Source organism: Methylomonas sp. MED-D (genome assembly GCF_050276835.1).
GTDB classification, from domain to species: Bacteria; Pseudomonadota; Gammaproteobacteria; order Methylococcales; family Methylomonadaceae; genus Methylomonas; species Methylomonas koyamae_A.
The window spans coordinates 2542320-2559742 of the sequence record NZ_CP189965.1 but is presented as its reverse complement, the minus strand read 5'-3'; the positions used below and the strand labels follow the sequence as shown (position 1 = coordinate 2559742).

13 protein-coding genes and 2 pseudogenes are annotated in these 17423 nt (G+C 53.6%); 7 read left to right on the top strand and 8 right to left on the bottom strand.

All coding sequences use genetic code 11. From position 1 onward, the window contains the following. Positions 1-46 precede the first annotated feature (46 nt). Positions 47-1210, top strand: coding sequence for a cation:proton antiporter (locus ACQE3E_RS11365; RefSeq protein WP_064031672.1), 1164 nt, complete (start codon positions 47-49; stop codon positions 1208-1210). Between the two features lie 62 nt (positions 1211-1272). Here the strand turns inward: ACQE3E_RS11365 and ACQE3E_RS11360 are convergent, their stop codons facing one another. The 6 genes and pseudogenes from ACQE3E_RS11360 to ACQE3E_RS11335 form a co-directional block, all read right to left on the bottom strand. Next, a complete protein-coding gene (locus tag ACQE3E_RS11360; RefSeq protein ID WP_168030943.1) occupies positions 1273-2595 on the bottom strand; it encodes a glycoside hydrolase family 5 protein in 1323 nt (440 codons plus the stop codon). Between the two features lie 179 nt (positions 2596-2774). Beyond that, a complete protein-coding gene (locus ACQE3E_RS11355; RefSeq protein ID WP_313727891.1) occupies positions 2775-4730 on the bottom strand; it encodes an alpha-amylase family glycosyl hydrolase in 1956 nt (651 codons plus the stop codon). A gap of 301 nt (positions 4731-5031) precedes the next feature. Continuing rightward, positions 5032-5376, bottom strand: a pseudogene (locus ACQE3E_RS11350) (GGDEF domain-containing protein); the annotation flags it as partial. A gap of 12 nt (positions 5377-5388) precedes the next feature. Continuing rightward, positions 5389-5826: a hypothetical protein gene (locus ACQE3E_RS11345; RefSeq protein ID WP_313727892.1), complete on the bottom strand. Its 438-nt coding sequence runs from the start codon at positions 5824-5826 to the stop codon at positions 5389-5391. Then, positions 5819-6670, bottom strand: a complete 852-nt coding sequence (locus ACQE3E_RS11340) for an HAD-IIB family hydrolase (protein WP_313727893.1) — start codon at positions 6668-6670, stop codon at positions 5819-5821. The genes ACQE3E_RS11345 and ACQE3E_RS11340 overlap by 8 nt, the downstream gene beginning before the upstream one ends. Before the next feature lie 15 nt (positions 6671-6685). Then, positions 6686-7255: pseudogene (locus ACQE3E_RS11335) on the bottom strand (HAD family hydrolase); the annotation flags it as partial. Between the two features lie 135 nt (positions 7256-7390). Here ACQE3E_RS11335 and ACQE3E_RS11330 point away from each other — a divergent pair. Next, on the top strand, positions 7391-8479 hold the full coding sequence (locus tag ACQE3E_RS11330) for an IS5 family transposase (protein ID WP_427501641.1): 1089 nt from the start codon (positions 7391-7393) through the stop codon (positions 8477-8479). Positions 8480-8567: 88 nt separating this feature from the next. Here ACQE3E_RS11330 and ACQE3E_RS11325 read toward each other — a convergent pair whose 3' ends face one another. After that, positions 8568-10205 (bottom strand): glycosyltransferase, encoded by a 1638-nt coding sequence (locus ACQE3E_RS11325; RefSeq protein ID WP_427501631.1) that lies wholly within the window; start codon positions 10203-10205, stop codon positions 8568-8570. Between the two features lie 552 nt (positions 10206-10757). Beyond that, a complete protein-coding gene (locus tag ACQE3E_RS11320; protein ID WP_427501630.1) occupies positions 10758-12146 on the bottom strand; it encodes an OpgC family protein in 1389 nt (462 codons plus the stop codon). Between the two features lie 341 nt (positions 12147-12487). Here ACQE3E_RS11320 and ACQE3E_RS11315 point away from each other — a divergent pair, with 341 nt between their 5' ends. The 5 genes from ACQE3E_RS11315 to ACQE3E_RS11295 all read left to right on the top strand — a co-directional run bounded on the left by ACQE3E_RS11315 (position 12488) and on the right by ACQE3E_RS11295 (position 17372). Continuing rightward, entirely contained in the window at positions 12488-14092 is a 1605-nt protein-coding gene (locus ACQE3E_RS11315; RefSeq protein WP_313727896.1) for a SulP family inorganic anion transporter, read from the top strand. Further along, positions 14073-14531, top strand: a complete 459-nt coding sequence (locus ACQE3E_RS11310) for a hypothetical protein (RefSeq protein WP_313727897.1) — start codon at positions 14073-14075, stop codon at positions 14529-14531. Before ACQE3E_RS11315 ends, ACQE3E_RS11310 begins: the two co-directional genes overlap by 20 nt. An 83-nt stretch (positions 14532-14614) precedes the next feature. Further along, positions 14615-14848 (top strand): FeoA family protein, encoded by a 234-nt coding sequence (locus ACQE3E_RS11305; protein ID WP_064031681.1) that lies wholly within the window; start codon positions 14615-14617, stop codon positions 14846-14848. Beyond that, positions 14845-17151, top strand: coding sequence for a Fe(2+) transporter permease subunit FeoB (feoB, locus tag ACQE3E_RS11300; RefSeq protein WP_313727898.1), 2307 nt, complete (start codon positions 14845-14847; stop codon positions 17149-17151). Before ACQE3E_RS11305 ends, feoB begins: the two co-directional genes overlap by 4 nt. Further along, on the top strand, positions 17148-17372 hold the full coding sequence (locus tag ACQE3E_RS11295) for a FeoC-like transcriptional regulator (RefSeq protein ID WP_313727899.1): 225 nt from the start codon (positions 17148-17150) through the stop codon (positions 17370-17372). The genes feoB and ACQE3E_RS11295 overlap by 4 nt, the downstream gene beginning before the upstream one ends. Positions 17373-17423 lie beyond the last annotated feature (51 nt).

Genomic DNA, 17423 nt, shown 5'->3' with positions numbered 1-17423 from the left:
TGAAACCGCCTGATATTCTAGCCAGCACCTCTTAGGAGACACAGTTATGGAATCTTACCGTATCGCATTATTTGTCATCGCCTTGGCGGCGGCTTTCTCTCCCTTGCTTGCCAGAATTCCAACACGCTTCCGCATGCCAGTCGTGGCGACGGAAATGCTTCTTGGCATGATAATCGGCCCTCATATTTTCAACTGGGTATCACCAGACGGTTTAGTCGGTATGCTAGGTGAGCTGGGCTTGACGTTTTTGCTGTTCATGGTGGGCATGGAAATCAATCTCGGCGAAATTCAAGGCAAACCCTTGACGCTGGCCATTGGCGGGTGGTTTCTTTCGTTTACGGTGGCCATGGCTTGCATGTCCGTCGTGCATGCCATCGGCCTGATTCAGGCACCGCCGCTTTTAGCAGCGGTAGCCTTATCGACCACCGCACTCGGCGTATTGGCCCCGATTCTGCGAGATGAAGGCATTCTGAATACGGACTTCGGCAAAATGCTGCTGTCGGCGGCGGCAATGGGTGAATTCGGCCCGCTGATGGTGGTCTCCATGCTGATCATCCCGACCCATAGTACCTTTTTGCATACCGTTTTCATCTTGGCCTTTGTGGGGATTACTTTTGTGATAGCGGATACGGCGATCAACGCCCGTTCCTCCACTTTAATCGATCTCCTGGCCCAAACCATGCAAAGTAGTGGCCAACTGCCGGTGAGAATCTGTATTGCGCTCCAGGCCCTACTGGTGGTTTTAGCCGGCGAGTTTGGGTTGAATGTGGTGGTCGGCGCATTCGCGGCCGGCATGGTGGTGGGCCTTGCCAGCAAAGGCGAAGGCGGCATGATTCTTCGGCAGAAACTGGATGCCATCGGTTATGGTTTCTTAATCCCCATTTTCTTTATCGTCGCCGGCATGAAATTTGACGTCAGCGCACTGTGGGCGAATCCGCTGGTTCCAGTCCAGATCATCTGCCTATTGGGTTTGTTGATTCTAATTCGTGGCGTGCCGGTAATCCTTTACTACCCAGTTTTAGCGTCAAACGACAGATTGCCTTTTGCACTCTATTCCGCGACAGGCCTGCCCATGATCGTCATTATCTCCGAAATCGGGGTCTCGTCCGGCCTGATGGCCCCGGATCGAGCAGCCGTTCTGGTCAGTGCCGGGATGATTTCCGTTTTGCTGTTTCCTCTACTGGCCGAAAGAATAAGACAGCATTCGTAAAGTCCTATGCCCGTACAATTGCCAACCAAACCAGTTTCAAGCGTCAGCCGTTACATTGACACTTAATTAGCCATGCCAACAATATCTTGTTCCGCCTGATTCTCTGATTTAGCGGTGACAGTTTGCGTGGGCCGCTTCAGGTTTCTGCCTAAGGTAGCTTTTTTCATGGCGTTGATAACTGTCGGGTTGGGTGAAAAATATTCCGGCGTGTTCCACTGACTCCATTTGTGTTTGATCGTGTTGAAATCATCCGTGGCAATATTGGCAACATTGCTATTTTGTTCAGTTGTGTTGTACATACCCCAGTTATTACGACCTACTACCTTATAAGACCAAGTGGTCCAATGGCTGCCGGTTTCTGTAAATTGCTGAAGTCCGTAATCCCATGATTCGGCATTTTCGAATAGTGTGAATTCTCCAATAAAATGCGGCACGTTATATTCGGTGCCCCATTTCCGCGCGTCTTGTATCCACCCATCCACAGCGTTTTTCATCACCGTGAAATCGTTATTGTTTTGCCATTGGTAATAATGCAAGGAATAGACGACGTTCTCCCAGTTTTTCTCTTGGGGATTGGGCAGCGTGTTCCACCACCAAATAGCTTCCATAATAATGATATGGTCTGGATCAATCGCTCGGATGGCATGATACAGACGGTTGTAAAGGCTAACCACCCCAGATCCCATCCGGCCGGGAAACGTCTCGGAAGGTTCATTCAGTAGGTCATACCCCGCCACGGCGGCATTATCCTTAAAGCGCGTGGCGAGCGTTTCCCAAAGCTCAACCAGTTGATTCTGATAGAGCGGGGTAGAATACAGCAAAGCGCCGTTTTGCCGGCCTGAGTGATGGGCTCCGTTCTGCGATCCTGGCGCTCCGTGAAGATCAAGTACTGTGTAAAGCCCATATTCCCGAGCTTTGTTGACGGTCCACTCGATTCTGGATAAATCAATGGCGCCTGTATCGTCCCGCCTCCAATTGCCCTCATCATCCATATGGTTAAACGCATATACCGGCAAACGGATACAGTTGAGACCGGCTTCTGCGATGTTCTTGAAATCCTGTTCCGTGATCCAAGTATCCCAGTAAGAATTGTAAAGTTCCCACACGGCATCCTTGCCAAAACGCTCGGTTAGAACACTTCGCGCATCCCATTCATTTGATGCCCCAGCTAACGGGGACATCCAAGGTTCATGCCCCCTCCAACCGCCCAGATTAGTGCCGTATAAATGAACCTTTCGACCCAATCCATAGTTATCTTTGATATCCGCTCCATCCACTTTAAGAAAATCCGAAGCGGCGTAGCATGAAGGAGAACCCATCACGATTGTCCAGAGTAACGCGGACAATCTCAGTACGCTTGGGTGACTAACAGGTTTCGGTTTCATAAATATCACTTTAAATAACGTGGTCTCGGTACAGGGGTTGCAGGACAAAACAAGCTTAGGATTTTCCATCGTCGAACAATCGGTAAAGCGTCGACAGTATTGTGAAGAACGCCTTCAGCCTGCTCGGTCAATATACTCGATATGGTGATGAAATATTCGAAGCCGACTTAACTAGCACCTTATATTTCCGACAACCAATAGAACTGAAAACCCTGCAATACGACCCGTCTGTCGTATTGCTCCGGCTTGCCGCCGCTGTAAACATCGACGAATTGCCCGTAGGGATTGATGCCTTTGCTTTTGAGCAAGTAAAGATCCAGGTATTGCGGATTGGCATCGAAATTGGCGACGACTATCACCCGCTCGGAAGGACGCAGGTGATCGAAACGAATGAAACACAATAAATGCGCGTTATCGACGTCGACCAGTTCCCGGTTGTTGAAGTCGGCGAACGCGGAGATTTCCTTACGGATCGCGATCATTTTCTTCATTGCATTGAACAGGACAAATTCGGTGGTGCCTTGTTTTTTGCGCAATTCGGCCCTGTCCCAATTAATCTTGGGTCGATGTATCCAGCGGTTGTCGTCGCTTTTACCGGGGTCGTCGCGGTAACTGTAATCGTTGATGACGCCGAGCGCGTCACCGTTGTATAGCAATGGAATACCGCCGAAGGACAATATCAGGCTCTGCAATAACAGAATCTTTTGGATTGCGGAATCGATCAAGCCCTGGTCATTGTTTTCCCGGCCCGCTTCCAGCCCCGTCAGGGAAGCCAGCGAACCGCTGATACGGGCGTCGCCCGTGGTTTCGTTACGCATGAACACCATGCCTCTGGCCGGAGATCCTTCGAATTGACCGCTGAAATAATCGACTAGAAATTGCCGATGTGCGTGAGGGTCGTATCCCGCGGCGCGAATATCGTTGTCGTCGAAGCCAAAGCCGATATCGTCGTGGCAGCGCACATAATTCAACCAAGTGGCGCGCTCCAGTTTCGCCGGCAAGTTTTTTATCCCTTGACAGAGCAGTTTGGCATTTTGAGTGGCTATAGCATCCCATAGCAAGGCCATCAAAGTAGCGTTGTAAGCAATTTCGCACTCCTTGGCGATGATCGCATCCTCGCCAAAATATTTGATGACTTCGAGCGGCGTGACAATCGCTTCGGCGATGAACAGCACACCCGGCGCGGTAACCTGACAGCAATCCTTCATCAACTGCAGAATCAAATGAGCGTTGCGCTCGTTCTGGCAGGTAGAACCTATTTTTTTCCACAGGAAGGCGACGGCATCCAAACGTAGGATGTCCACCCCCTGATTGGCCCAAAACAGGATGATATCCAGCATTTCGATAAATACTTCGGGATTGCTATAGTTCAGGTCCCACTGGTAATCGTTAAATACGGTCATCACCCATTTCTGCATCTTCTCATTCCAGATGAAGTTGCCTGGGGCCGATTCCGGGAAAATTTGCGGCATGGTCTGCTCGAACATATCGGGAATTTCCCGGTTATCGAAGACAAAGTAGTAATCCTGATAGCGCTCATCCCCCATGATTGCCTTTCTGGCCCATTCGTGCTCATCGGAGGTGTGATTCATCACGATGTCCAGTACCAGCAGGATTTCGCGTTTTTTGAACTCCTTGGCCACTCGCCGCAGATCATTCAGATCGCCCAGCCTGTCGTCGATCTGTCTAAAATCACTGACCGCATAGCCACCGTCGCTCTTGCCCGCGGGACACATCAGAATCGGCATGATATGCACCAAATTGATGCCGAGTTCCTGGAAATAAGGCGTCTTGCTTACCAGATCGGCCAGATTTTCCGCGAAGCCGTTGGTATACAAGGCCATGCCGACCCATTTCTGCGACAGGAACCAGTTGTGATCCTGTTCGCGCTCCATGTCGATGCGCTCCAACTCGGCGGACCGATCGATATAGCCCTTGGCCATGGTTTCCACCAACCGCAGCATTTGCGGTTTAAAATCCTCCCGCTGACCGTACAGCGTGAAAAATAGCGAATAAATCGCATAAAAATTGGCGCCTAGCCGGGTGTAAAAGTGTCGAAGGTCCTGGCGACGAATCTCCGGTTTCAGATCATCCAGAATGGCGTTCAATAGCGAATGGGAGACTTGTTCATACATGTCGTTACGGAATCCATGGTTGGGATGATGTAAAAACCTACTAATAAATCAGGTTGCCACGCTATCGGTAAATATTCTATTAGTCAAAAACCCCATATGCGATTGCGTTCTTGCTATTGTTTTTTACTGTATACATTAATCCTAAAAAGGGCAGTTGGCGTGTATTGCGGGCCGTTCGTGCTGAGCAACGTCGAAGCATGGACGGCTCGCAATACACTCACCAAACGGGTGAATGAAAAATCCCGCGCGCCCTTCGACAAGCTCAGGACGAACGGGATTTTTCATCGCCAAACTGCTCTTTTTAGGTTAATTTATCTGCGCGTTTTACTAACTCATCGGCCGAAATTTCGCCGCTTTGGTAGCTTAATACACCGATGGAAAAAGTGACTGGCCATTTATTTTTACGCATCTCGTTCAATAATCCGGCCTGAATTTTTTCAACGGTAAACTTTGCAGCATCTTGCCCCATTTCGGGCAACAACAATATAAATTCATCACCGCCCAATCGTGCCATGAGATCGGTATTACGCAACATGTTTTTTGCCCGACTTACGAAAGCACATAGAAGCCTGTCACCAATCAAGTGCCCATATTGATCGTTTACCCATTTAAATCCATCGAGGTCGATATACGCAATCGTGAATACATGTTTATAGCGTCAAGAACGATTAAGCTCGGCTTGCAGTAACTCAAAAAAATAGCGACGGTTGGCAATGCCGGTCAAATAGTCCATGCGAGAAATTTGTTTTTCGCGCTCCAGCTCTTGTAATACAGGTAAAAGCCAGGTAATCATTACAAAGAAGCCAAAGCGCATGATGGCATTCCAATAGCCAATCATCGGATGCGAGTATGAAGCGTTGTTCAGTTGATCGACAGTAAACCAGGTTCCGGTAGCAAAGACACAGAATACTAAACCCACCTGCCTACCAAATGCCAAGGTGACCAATACGATGGGTATTAAGTAGAATATTGAGAAACTGAATTCCCTGCCTAGTTTAAAATCAATAATACCGATACCAATATTGATTAAAAAACTAATAATTAACCAAATAATGGGGGTTTTGTTGTCGTTTTGGATAAAGCGCCAATTACTCATTAGCTTGTTCCATCCAACCCCGCGTGCAAGGGAAAAAGTGCGAAACGCCCTCAAGAATTCCCGCACTGTAGTTGCCGTTCATGCCTAAAAAATTTCCCTTAGCCAAATACAACCTGGCACCGGTTCCATTTTGCTCGGCGAGCGCCGTGGATTGCGCGACGACATCGCCATGCGCGTTGGCAACCAGAATCGCATTAATGCCACTGATTAGCACGGGCAGATCGTTGCCGCTGTCGCCCGCAAATACCGTATTGCCTACATCGAAATTCTGGTGCTGCATCAAGAACTCCACGGCATGTAGTTTCGTGGCATGGGCGGGCAACACATCCAGCAATCCGGCGGCTGCGGCTTCGTCCACGCTGTAAATCAGGCTGGCCGCCAGATTTCGTGCGTGCAGTCGGTTCGCCATTTCCTGGCGCAAGGCTTCTATATCGCCGAGCGTGGTCAGATAGTAGCTGAGCTTGAAACGGTTTTGCTTCGCCTCTTCCTGCAAGCGCAAATTCGGCAAATCGTCAAACAAAGGCCGAAGATCCTTCGCCGTCAGACCGCGCCAGTCGCCGGCGATATCCTCTTCCCAAGCGACCCAAGGTTCCCATTCTCCGGGGCTGGTTTTATAGATCGTGGTGCCGACGTCGCCAATCACCCAATCGGCTAATGGCAAACCGTACTCACGGATCGCGTCTTCCACCAATTCGCGATGCCGGCCGCTCACATAGGCCAAAGTCACTTCGGGGCGGGAAACCAGTCGCGCGAAAGCCGCTCTCGCCCCGGACGACTCCGGTTGACTACCGTTAGGCAGCAAGGTGCGATCCAAGTCGGTACAAATCAGAAGACGATTCATCATGGCGCTGGCGCTCCGCTAAAGATGGAAAAAATCGTAATGTTCGATGGCTTCCAGTATGCCCCAGGCGTTGGAGTGTTCGGCGAAATAGACCTGTTCCATGTCAGATAAATTCGACAATTCCTCGCGGTGGCGGTTGGCCACCACGACCCCCAGCGTATTGCCCGCCACCATATCGGAATCGCCGCCGGAACCGCCCGTCGCCAGGATGCGCTCCAGGGGAATATCCCATTGCCGCGCGACATAACGCAATGCCTGTCCCTTGGAAGCGCGAGCCGGCACGATGTCCAAGAATTGCCCGAACGACAGCGTGGGATTCACCGACAGTTCCTTTTGGCGCAACAAAGTCAGAATCTCTTCCATCGGCGGCGCAAGCTCGCTATCGTAATAATAGGAAATCTTGAAGCGGCTCTGTTCTCGCTTGGGTTGCGGCGTCAAGCCGGGTAGCGTGCCTAGTACCCGGCGTAAGACCTGGGGCGTCCACAGATGGTCGATATGGTAGCTCCAGGCTATGTCCGCGATCAGTTGCGGCGTGAAATAGACTTCGGTACCGAGGCTGGTAATCAGAATATCCGGTACTGGAATACGATGTTTCTTAACAGGCTGTTGATTTTATCTCCCCCGCAAGCCGCATTGATTCGTTGAGTTAGGTGCTGGATATATTCGTAACACATTGTTATTCATGGTAAAATGCTTTTGTTTTCCACATATTCCATCGAATCCATGCGCGGCGCCGACATTACCCAAGAAGAACTGTTCAGTTACCGAACCCTGGAAGAACGGATTCCAAAAAAACATCCGCTCCGCAAGCTGCGCAAAGTGGTCGATCTGTTGCTGGCCACATTGGATGACGAGTTCGATGCGCTCTACGCCCGTCGCGGCCGGGATTCCATTCCGCCGGAGCGCCTGTTACGCGCCAGCCTGCTGCAAGTCTTGTTGTCCATCCGCTCGGAGCGGCAGTTAGTGGAGCATATCGACTTCAATCTGCTTTACCGCTGGTTCGTCGGCTTGACCATGGATGACGCCGTGTGGGACCACTCCACCTTCAGCGCCAACCGCGACCGCTTGCTGAACGAGCGCATCAGTCGTTTGTTTTTCGAACGGGTGTTGGCCTTGGCGGACTGGCAAAAGTTGCTGTCCGACGAACATTTTTCCGTGGACGGTACGCTGATTCAGGCCTGGGCCTCGCACAAGAGTTTCGTCAAAAAAGACGGCTCGACCCCGCCGCCGGAAGACGGCGGCCGTAATCCCACGGTCAACTTCAAGGGCGAGAAGCGCAGTAACGAGACTCACGTATCACGTACCGATCCCGATGCGCGGCTGTACAAAAAGAGCGAGGGCGACAAATCGCAGTTGGCATTTCTTGGTCATGCTTTGATGGAAAACCGTAACGGCCTGGTGGTCGATGTCGAAGTCACTCAGGCCAAGGGAACAGCGGAACGCGAAGCGGCTCAAACCATGGTCAAGCGTACGATCCACAAGCCGGGCGCGACCTTGGGTGCCGATAAAAACTATGACACCCAAGACTTTGTCGCCAATCTACGCCAGCGCAAGGTGACCCCGCATGTCGCCAGCAAGGACAAAGGCTCGGCCATCGACGGCCGCACCACCCGACACGACGGCTACCGCAAAAGCCTCAAAATCCGCAAGCGGATCGAAGAGGTCTTCGGCTGGGCCAAGACCGTCGGTCCGCTACGGCAAACCAAGTTCCGGGGTTTGAAGAAAGTCGCCGCGCAAACGATTTTTACGTTTGCGGCCTATAACCTAACGCGGATGGGCGCCATTTTCGGCTGGCGTTACACGACCGCCTAGGCGCTAGTACGCCTGAAATCCGCCCAAAGGCGGAATTGACCCCCTTCGGGGTGAATATAACCGGCTAAAACCGGTTTTTGAGGCCCAATCAGGCTTCCAGACCACCCGGTGCTTCGGAAAATGGCGTCGAAACCGAAGGTATATCGGCAAATTTCAACAGCCTGTTAAAAATGGCTAAAACTGAATCCAGCCGTCGTCCGGTAGCAATGCCGAACAGGCATTTTTTTCGCTTTTTGCGAATCAGGCTGACGAATTGCGCCAGTCCCTCGTCGTCCCCCAGTAACGTATTATCCAGCGCGGTAAAAATAGCCTGCGACCGCAGCCGGCCGGTTGTGGCGACCAGCGGTGTCTTTGGCAGACGTTCGAAATGCTGCAACAACGGCGGCACTTTTTGGAGATAGGCTTGGGCATGCGCTTCCCACGAGTAATGACGGACGACATTCGCCAGGCCGTTAGCCGATAAGGTCCGCCAGTACTCGTCATTGTCGAGTATGCTCAGCAAGGCCTCGGCGATCGCGGTTTTGTCCAGCGGATCGACCAACAAACCGTTTTGGCAGTTGCCGATGATGTCGACCGGACCGCCGTTTTCGGTGGCCACCAGCGGCAGGCCGCTGGTGGCCGCTTCCAACAGCGTCAAACCGAAGGGTTCGGTCAAAGCGGGATTAATAAACACCCCCTTGGACGCCGCCGCCAGACGATAAATGTCCGCGACGTCGTCCGCCTTGTGGTGCTTGGGTAGGGCGACCCGACCGTACAGGTCATAACAATCCATTACCAGTAACAACTCGGTCAACACGCCCTGCGCTCCGTCGTCCATCTCCCGAATGTCGTCGCGATTGCCGGCGACGATCACCAGATTGGCTTTAGCCTGTAAACGCGGCGATTCGCCGTAGGCTTCCAATAAGGTGACGATGTTTTTCCGTTCGTCCGGTCGCGACAACGCCAATATCATCGGCATATCCGGTTGAGACAGGAAATTCTTGAGCGACGCTGCAAACGCGGAGCTAGCATTACTGGCGGCGGGCGGGTGAAATTGGTCGAGATCCGTACCGGGCGGTATGACGGCCATCTTTTCCGGCGTGTAGCAATCGTAAAGTTCGTATTGGTCTTCGATTTCGTTACCGGTACTGGTGATGATCAAATCGGCATTGCTCAGCGTCTCCTCTTCGGCATTGATGCGCCGCGAAATGTGGTAACGCTGCTCGATCTCCTCCATTGTCAGACCCCGCGCCAGCAACCTGCGGCACTTGTCGCGTCCCAGGGAATGGCCGGTGTGAATCAACGGCAACCCCGTCAGATGCGAAAGCCGCACGCCAACATAGCCGGCGTCGGCATAATGGCTGTGCAACACATTCGGCCAGCGCGGTTGTCCATGTAGCCAACTCAACAGATTATCGGCAAAGCTGTCGAGGTGATCCCAGAGCTCTTCCTTGCGGATGTAGCCTTCCGGGCCGGCATCGATACGAACGATTTGCGCGTTTTCAGCCAATGCCTCGACGGCTTCGGCGTAATCGCCGCCGACTTCAACGTCGACGATCCGCCGCGTCACCAAATCCACCTGCTCGACATTCGGCTGTTTTGCCAACGCCTTGGCCAGTTCCACGACGTATTTGGTCTGTCCGCCGGTATCGGCGTCGCGCCCCAGTTCCAGATCGTGACCGCGGATCAAGCCGTGTATGCTGATCAAGACGATGTACAAGGATTCGGATTTTTCATATTCCTGCATGGTTTTGCTCCATGAACGGCATGCGTCTATCGCGTCGCCCAAGACTAATGCTTACCTAAATAGAGCAACGGGCTTAGTTAATGTAGCGGTAATAACTCTTCAACAAGTTAGCTGACAGAAATGTCATGGCTATGGCAATGACCAATGCGGCGCATATATCATTATCCCCCAGTTCCTCCCCAATTCTCCGCGCGGAATCATGATAATTGCTATCGCCAAATGCACCGACCCATCGCTACTCGGAAATCACGCATCAATAAGTTTTCCGAAAATCGCGATCTCGAACAGACAGTTGGCGGATGTCGGTATCCAAGCCCACTTAGAACGACCGTAAAATGCTGCCGCTCTCGGCCAGTAACTTGACGACCTGACTCGACTCCAGCCATGCCAATAAACTAGGACCTAGGATCACCCCAGCCAGTCACTCACCCACTACAGCCGGACTTTGTAGGCGTGTAAACAATTCGCCCAACAGTCGAGTGGTCAGCAAAATAATCATCAACTGAAGGAAAAATTGATGGACAGTGTGGGCTTCCATGAGTCGATAGACCGTTAAAGCTTCTGCCGACTATCGATCAGCTTATCGGCCTCAGTTTCTGGCACGAGGACTTCGACGGGTTGTATTGACTGGTCCTTAGGAATCGTTGTCTGAGCGACCAGATCAGAACCGACTGGCCCAAGGTGTTGTCGATTTATTAATAATGCCGGAAGTACCGCCAGACCAATCAGGAAAGGCAGCGCCAATACTTGGCCGGCCCAGCGATAACGCCCCTCGAACGGCCCCGAGGCACCGTGAAATTCGCGTTGCGGCAGACCCTCGGACGTTAAGTACTTCCAGGGCTTGGTATCCAGCCAAGCCATCACTTGCCCGATTAGGAGCAACAACGCCATACCGCCCAAGTTGACCAATGCTACGGCCATAGGCGTTTCTCGACCGAACTGGTCCAGAACGATGCCGCCGGCGTAAGACAACACCATCGAGGTTAGAAAAATGGGTAAGGATTGTTGCCCCATCGTAGCGATGGCAAGAGGCAATGCAGTCGACAGCCATTGCGGACGCCAGTTGCATAGTCGGTGCATCAGGTAAGCCAGCGCGAGTAAGTGCACCCAACGCAACAAGCCGAGGTGGCTTTTGTTTAGCCACGGCTCTAATTTTGCGCGCAGTTCGCCCCAGAATAAGACTTTAGTGTAGGTGGCTTCATGTCCCAACGGAATGGACAGCAATACCAACGAAAGGCACAAGCCCGCCAACCACCGATGCCTGACGCCGACGCTTAGCCAGCCGGCACCGAAAGCAAAGCCGGTGAAAAACATCAATTGCCAATTCATGGGATTGAAGTACCAGGGGCGGCCGGTCGATGGGTTGGCGGTCAGTTCCCAGCCATATTGCCAGCTTGCCCAATACAATCCCAGCGAGCAACCCAAGGCCACGGCGACATGCAAGCGCGATAAAGCCCAAAAAATTGGCAGCCACGCCATCATCACCAGGTACATGGGCAGAATGTCGAAATAGTTAGGCACATAGGCCAAGGTAAACAAGTCGTAGAGTGCTTGTTCGGTCGACTCGAAAAAATAGACGATATTCAGACGTTGAATGTCATTCATTTCAGGCACCCAACGACTACCAATCACGCAAATCAAGGCCAGCAAAACGAATGACGCGAGATGCGCGCTATAAATCTGTACGCAACGGAGCAAGATGCGAATCGACCCTAGCCAAAGTCCAGCGCGTTCGAAGCAGCGGCCATAAGCCAACGCGGAAGCAAAACCTGATAGGAATACAAACACATCGGCGGCGTCGCAGAGGCTAAAGCGAGATGGGGTATACCAAAACCATGGGTTATCGGGCATGTGGTTGATGAATATCACCAGCAACGCCAAGCCCCTAAAAAAGTCCAGCTGGATATTCCTTGTTGGCAGTGATTGGTTTGGCAATCCCATAAAGCCCCTGTGATTCGATAAAAAACGAGTAGACTAGCGAAGTATTTCGATTCGATCATTTTATCGTACTCGACTTTAGACATTCAGCCTCCGTTCCCGACAGGGCCGGCGGCTTTTTTGTGGGAGGCGGATTCAAAACAAAAGTGCAACACCTCGATAGTCAATACCCCCAGTCTTGCCGGGGGCCGATCGGTTGGGCGTAAATGCCGTTGTAGATGGACTCCAGTCCGAAATCGATTCAAACGTGCGGCCCGACCGCAATTGTGGTTATCATCCCCCACTGAACGGCGCCAGCGGTTCGCGCCGCCCACGCTCACCGCCATTTATCGCATGGAGAACTCATGACCACACCAACCGCGGCAGGCAGCCGCAATCATTGGCCGGCCGACATCAGCGCCGGCTTTCAAGTGTTTTTGATCGCGCTTCCGCTTTGCCTCGGCATCGCCCTGGCTTCCGGTTTTCCGCCGCTGTCCGGGGTTATTTCGGCGATCGTGGGCGGCTTGCTGGTATCGCGGATCGGCGGGGCCCCGCTGACGATTACCGGGCCGGCGGCCGGGTTGATCGTGGTGATCCTCGATGCGGCGGCCAGCTTGGGCGACGGCGATCCGGCGGCCGGGTACCGTTACACCTTGGCGGCCATCGTTTGCGCCGGTTTGTTGCAAATCGCGCTGGGTTATTTGAAGGCCGGCCGTTACGCGGCTCTGTTTCCCGCGTCGGTCATTCACGGTATGTTGGCGGCGATCGGCATCATTATCATCGCCAAGCAGTTGCCGGTGATGGCCGGCGTGCAAAACCACGCGCCCGATATTTTGACGGGAATCGGCGAACTACCCCGCCAACTAATCTTTTTTGTACCGCAAATCGGACTGATCGCGCTGGCCGGCATCGCTATCCTGATCGGATGGCCGCACCTTAAGCATGGCTGGCTGCATAAATTGCCTGCACCCATCGTCGTGATCGCCTCCGGGATTTTACTGGCACGGGTGTTCGGTCTCGCCCACCCGGCGCCGCTCGACTTCCGCATGCCCGAGGATGTCGATGTCGTCAGCGATTTTCTGGTGAATATTCCGGCCGATTTCAGCCAGGCCTTCAGTTGGCCGGACTTCGGCAAAATCGCCAGCTTGGCATTTTGGCAAAGCGTGATTTCGATTTGCCTGGTTGGCAGCCTGGAAAGCCTGTTGAGCGCCGCCGCCGTCGACAAGTTGGACCCATTGCGTCGTTACTCGGACTTGAACCGCGAATTGCGAGCGATCGGCATCGCCAATACCTTGTCCGGACTCATGGGCGGCCTGCCGATGATCGCCGAAATCGTCCGCAGTTCGGCGAATATCGAGGCCGGGGCGCAAACCAGCTGGGCCAATTTTTGCCATGGCGTCTGCCTTTTGGTCTTCGTCGCGCTGTTTCCGAGCGTGATCGCGACGATACCGTTGGCGTCGCTGGCGGCGTTGTTGGTCTACACCGGTTTCCGCTTGGCGTCGCCGAAAGCCTTCGCGAAAAGCATGGACTTGGGAAAAGAACAGTCGCTGTTATTTCTACTGACGATCGCCGCGATTCTGGTCAGCAATTTGTTGGCCGGCGTGTTGGCCGGTATCGCCGCGAAAGTGGCCTTGCATGTCGGACGCGGAGTCTCGCTACGCCGCTTGCTGTCGATGTCTTACCATATCGAAACCGCAACGGACGGCACCTGGACCGTCAAGGTCAGCGGCGCGGCCTTGTTCTCGAACTTTCTAGCCCTGAAAAGCTGGCTGACCGAAATCCAAGACGGCCGAGCGCTGATCTTCGACCTTTCCGAAGCCGAGTTGATCGATCATACCGTCATGGAATTCATCGCTCAGTACCGGGAAGATTACATCGCGCAAGGCGGACGATGCGAAATCCGCGGCCTGTCCGCCACCGAGCCGCTGGGGCGAGCCGAACTGTCGGCCCGTGTCCGAAAGCCATCGTGAAACGCTAGCGATGATATTGTTTATCCGTAACGTGCCGGCCAGCACGCATTTATCGGAACTGGAAGCCTACGTGGCTCCAGCCTTGAAACGACGTTTTTTGTTCGGCGGAGGGCGCATTCTGAAAGCGGAAATCCTGGTCATTCTGGATAAAACCACCCACACGCTGGAATACCATGGTTTGGTTCATATCGACTCGGACAAGGTCGGCTTGAGAGCCATCAAATCCTTGAAGGGCCAACGCTTTAAGAACAAGTTGGTATTGGTGAGGGAATATCACAATCGCAATTGGCACAATGATCGCCGCCAGACTTACCAAGCCACACAGGCGTTGGCGGATAAACGAGTGGCGGACCGCCGGCGTGGCGCCAGCCTGGAATTCGTCAAGGACATTTCGGCCATTTTCTCGGCGCCCAAGACCGCGGCCCGTAAGTTAATCTGAATTATCGACATCCGCTTGTTACATTGCCGTGACCGTGTGTTATATTGCGGCTTAATGAGAACAGTTATTAATAAGCTTATAATATGTCGACCTATCTGAAAGCGCTCGCGGCCGGCGATACGGGCCGCATCGTCGGATTTGACCAATCAGGCGGGGTCTACCGCAAAAAGCTTCTGGCCATGGGCTTGACGCCGGGCACTGAATTTACCATTACCCGCTTCGCGCCGATGGGCGACCCGGTCGAGATTAAAATTCGCGGCTTCTCGCTGTCGCTCCGCAAAAACGAAGCCTCGGTATTATTGATCGAGAAATTATGAGCGCGGATTTCATCGTCGGCGTCGTCGGTAATCCCAATTGCGGCAAGACCACGCTATTTAACGTGCTGACCGGCTCGCGCCAACAAGTCGGCAACTGGCCCGGCGTGACGGTCGAGAAAAAGACCGGCGAATACCGCCACCAAGGTAAGTGCATCGAACTCGTGGATTTGCCGGGCACCTACTCTCTGGAATCCGACGACGACAGTATCTCTCTCGACGAAAAAGTCGCGCGCGACTATGTCGCGTCTCGTCAGGCGCACTTAGTCATTAACATCATCGACGCCGCCAATATCGAACGCAACCTGTATCTGACCTCGCAACTGCTGGAGATGCGAGTACCGATGATCGTCGTGTTGAATATGATGGACGCGGTCAAGAAACGCGGCATCAAAATTGACATTGAAACACTGAGCCATCGCCTGGGCTGCCCCGTGGTGCCGGTCACCGCCGCGTCCGGCAGCGGCATCAAAGAGTTGCGCGACATCGTCAGCGCGGCCTGTCTCGATGCGCCAACCCCGAACCTGCAAGTCCAATACCAAGCCGAACTGGAAAGCGCGGTCGCCGAATTGCAAGCCCAATTGCCGATTCATCCGGAATGCGACAGCCGCTGGTTGGCATTGCGGCTGTTGGAAAACGACACGCTGGCAAAACGCTTCGCCGGCCCCGATATGTTGCCCTTGGTCAATCGGCTACGCGAGCGGATCGAAGCCGAAACCGGCGACGAAATCGACATCCTCGCCGCCGACGCGCGCTACGGTCTAGTCAATCAACTGGTGCAGGCCGCGGTTTGCAAACTCAACGAAGTCTCGCGCAGTACCACCGACAAAATCGACAGCGTGGTGCTCAATCGTTTTCTTGGCATCCCGGTGTTTCTACTGGTGATGTACGCGATGTTTATGTTCACGATCAACATCGGCAGCGCCTTTGTCGATTTTTTCGATAAAGCGGTCGGTGCGTTGCTGGTGGACGGCCTCGGCGCGCGACTCACCGGCTGGCAGTGGCCGGCCTGGTTGGTGGTTTTGATTTGCAACGGCATCGGTGGCGGCATCCAAGTCGTGTCGACCTTCATCCCCATCGTCGGCTTTCTGTTCATTTTTCTATCCGCGTTGGAAGACTCCGGCTACATGTCCAGAGCAGCTTTCGTGATGGACCGTTTTATGTGCATCCTAGGTCTGCCCGGTAAATCCTTCGTACCGATGATCGTCGGTTTCGGTTGCAACGTGCCGGCCATTATCGCCACCCGGACGCTGGACAACCAACGCGACCGGATTCTGACCAATCTGATGAACCCGTTCATGTCTTGCGGCGCCCGGCTGCCGGTGTATGCGCTGTTTGCCGCCGCGTTTTTTCCGGTCGGCGGCCAAAATCTGGTCTTCGGACTTTACTTGTTCGGTATCGCGGTCGCGGTCGTTACTGGCTTGATCATGCGCCATACCTTGTTGCGCGGTGCCCCCACCCCGTTTCTGATGGAACTGCCCGCGTATCACCTGCCTACGCTGCAAGGCATTTACACCAAAACCTGGGAGCGCCTGAAAACCTTCATCGTCAATGCCGGCAAAATCATCGTGCCGATGGTTCTGGTGCTGAACGTGTTGAACTCGCTCGGCAGCGACGGCAGTTTCGGCCGCGAAAACAGCGACCAATCGATATTGAGCGGTATCGGCAAATCGCTGACGCCGCTGTTTGGCCCGCTCGGCATCGCAGAAGACAACTGGCCCGCGACGGTCGGCATTTTTACCGGCGTACTGGCCAAGGAAGCCGTGGTCGGCACCTTGGACGCTCTCTACAGCCAAATGGCGGCCGGCTCTAGCGACAGCGAAGCAACAGAATTCGACCTCGGCACCGCATTGCGCGAAGCGCTGCAAACCGTCCCGGACAATTTGGCCGCGGTCGCCGATCGCTTGCTGGACCCGCTGGGCCTCGGTATCGCGACCAGTGCCGACCAAGCCGAAGCCGCCGAGAAACAACAGGTTAAACTGGATACCTTCGCGGTCATGCAAAGTCATTTCGACGGCAAAATCGGCGCCTTCGCCTACTTGGTATTCATCCTGCTTTACGCGCCCTGCGTGGCCGCGACGGCGGCGATCTACAAAGAAACCAACGGCGGGTGGGCGCTGTTTACCGTATGCTGGACTACCTTCATCGCCTATCTTTCCGCGACGTTGTTTTACCAAATCATGACATACGACCAGCATCCGCAAGCCACGTTAAGCTGGTTGTCCGGGCTGACACTGATCTTTCTGGGCATATTGGCCGGCCTGCGCTATGTCGGCAATCACCAAACCGAAGGAGTCCTGCCATGATCTTGTCCGACCTACGCGGTTATTTACAGCAACGGCAACGCGCCACGCTGAACGACATGGTCCTGCATTTCCATATGGACGCCGACGCAATACGCGGCATGCTGGGCAAATGGATCAGTAAAGGCAAGGTCAGACTGAGCGGCAACGGCTCGAACTGTGCTAGCGGCAGTTGCTGCAAATGCGATCCGTTACTGACCGAAATTTACGAATGGGTAGACTGAACTTGCCTCGCGCGCGCATAGCGTACCGCGCTCAGAACGCGCTCGCCGCCT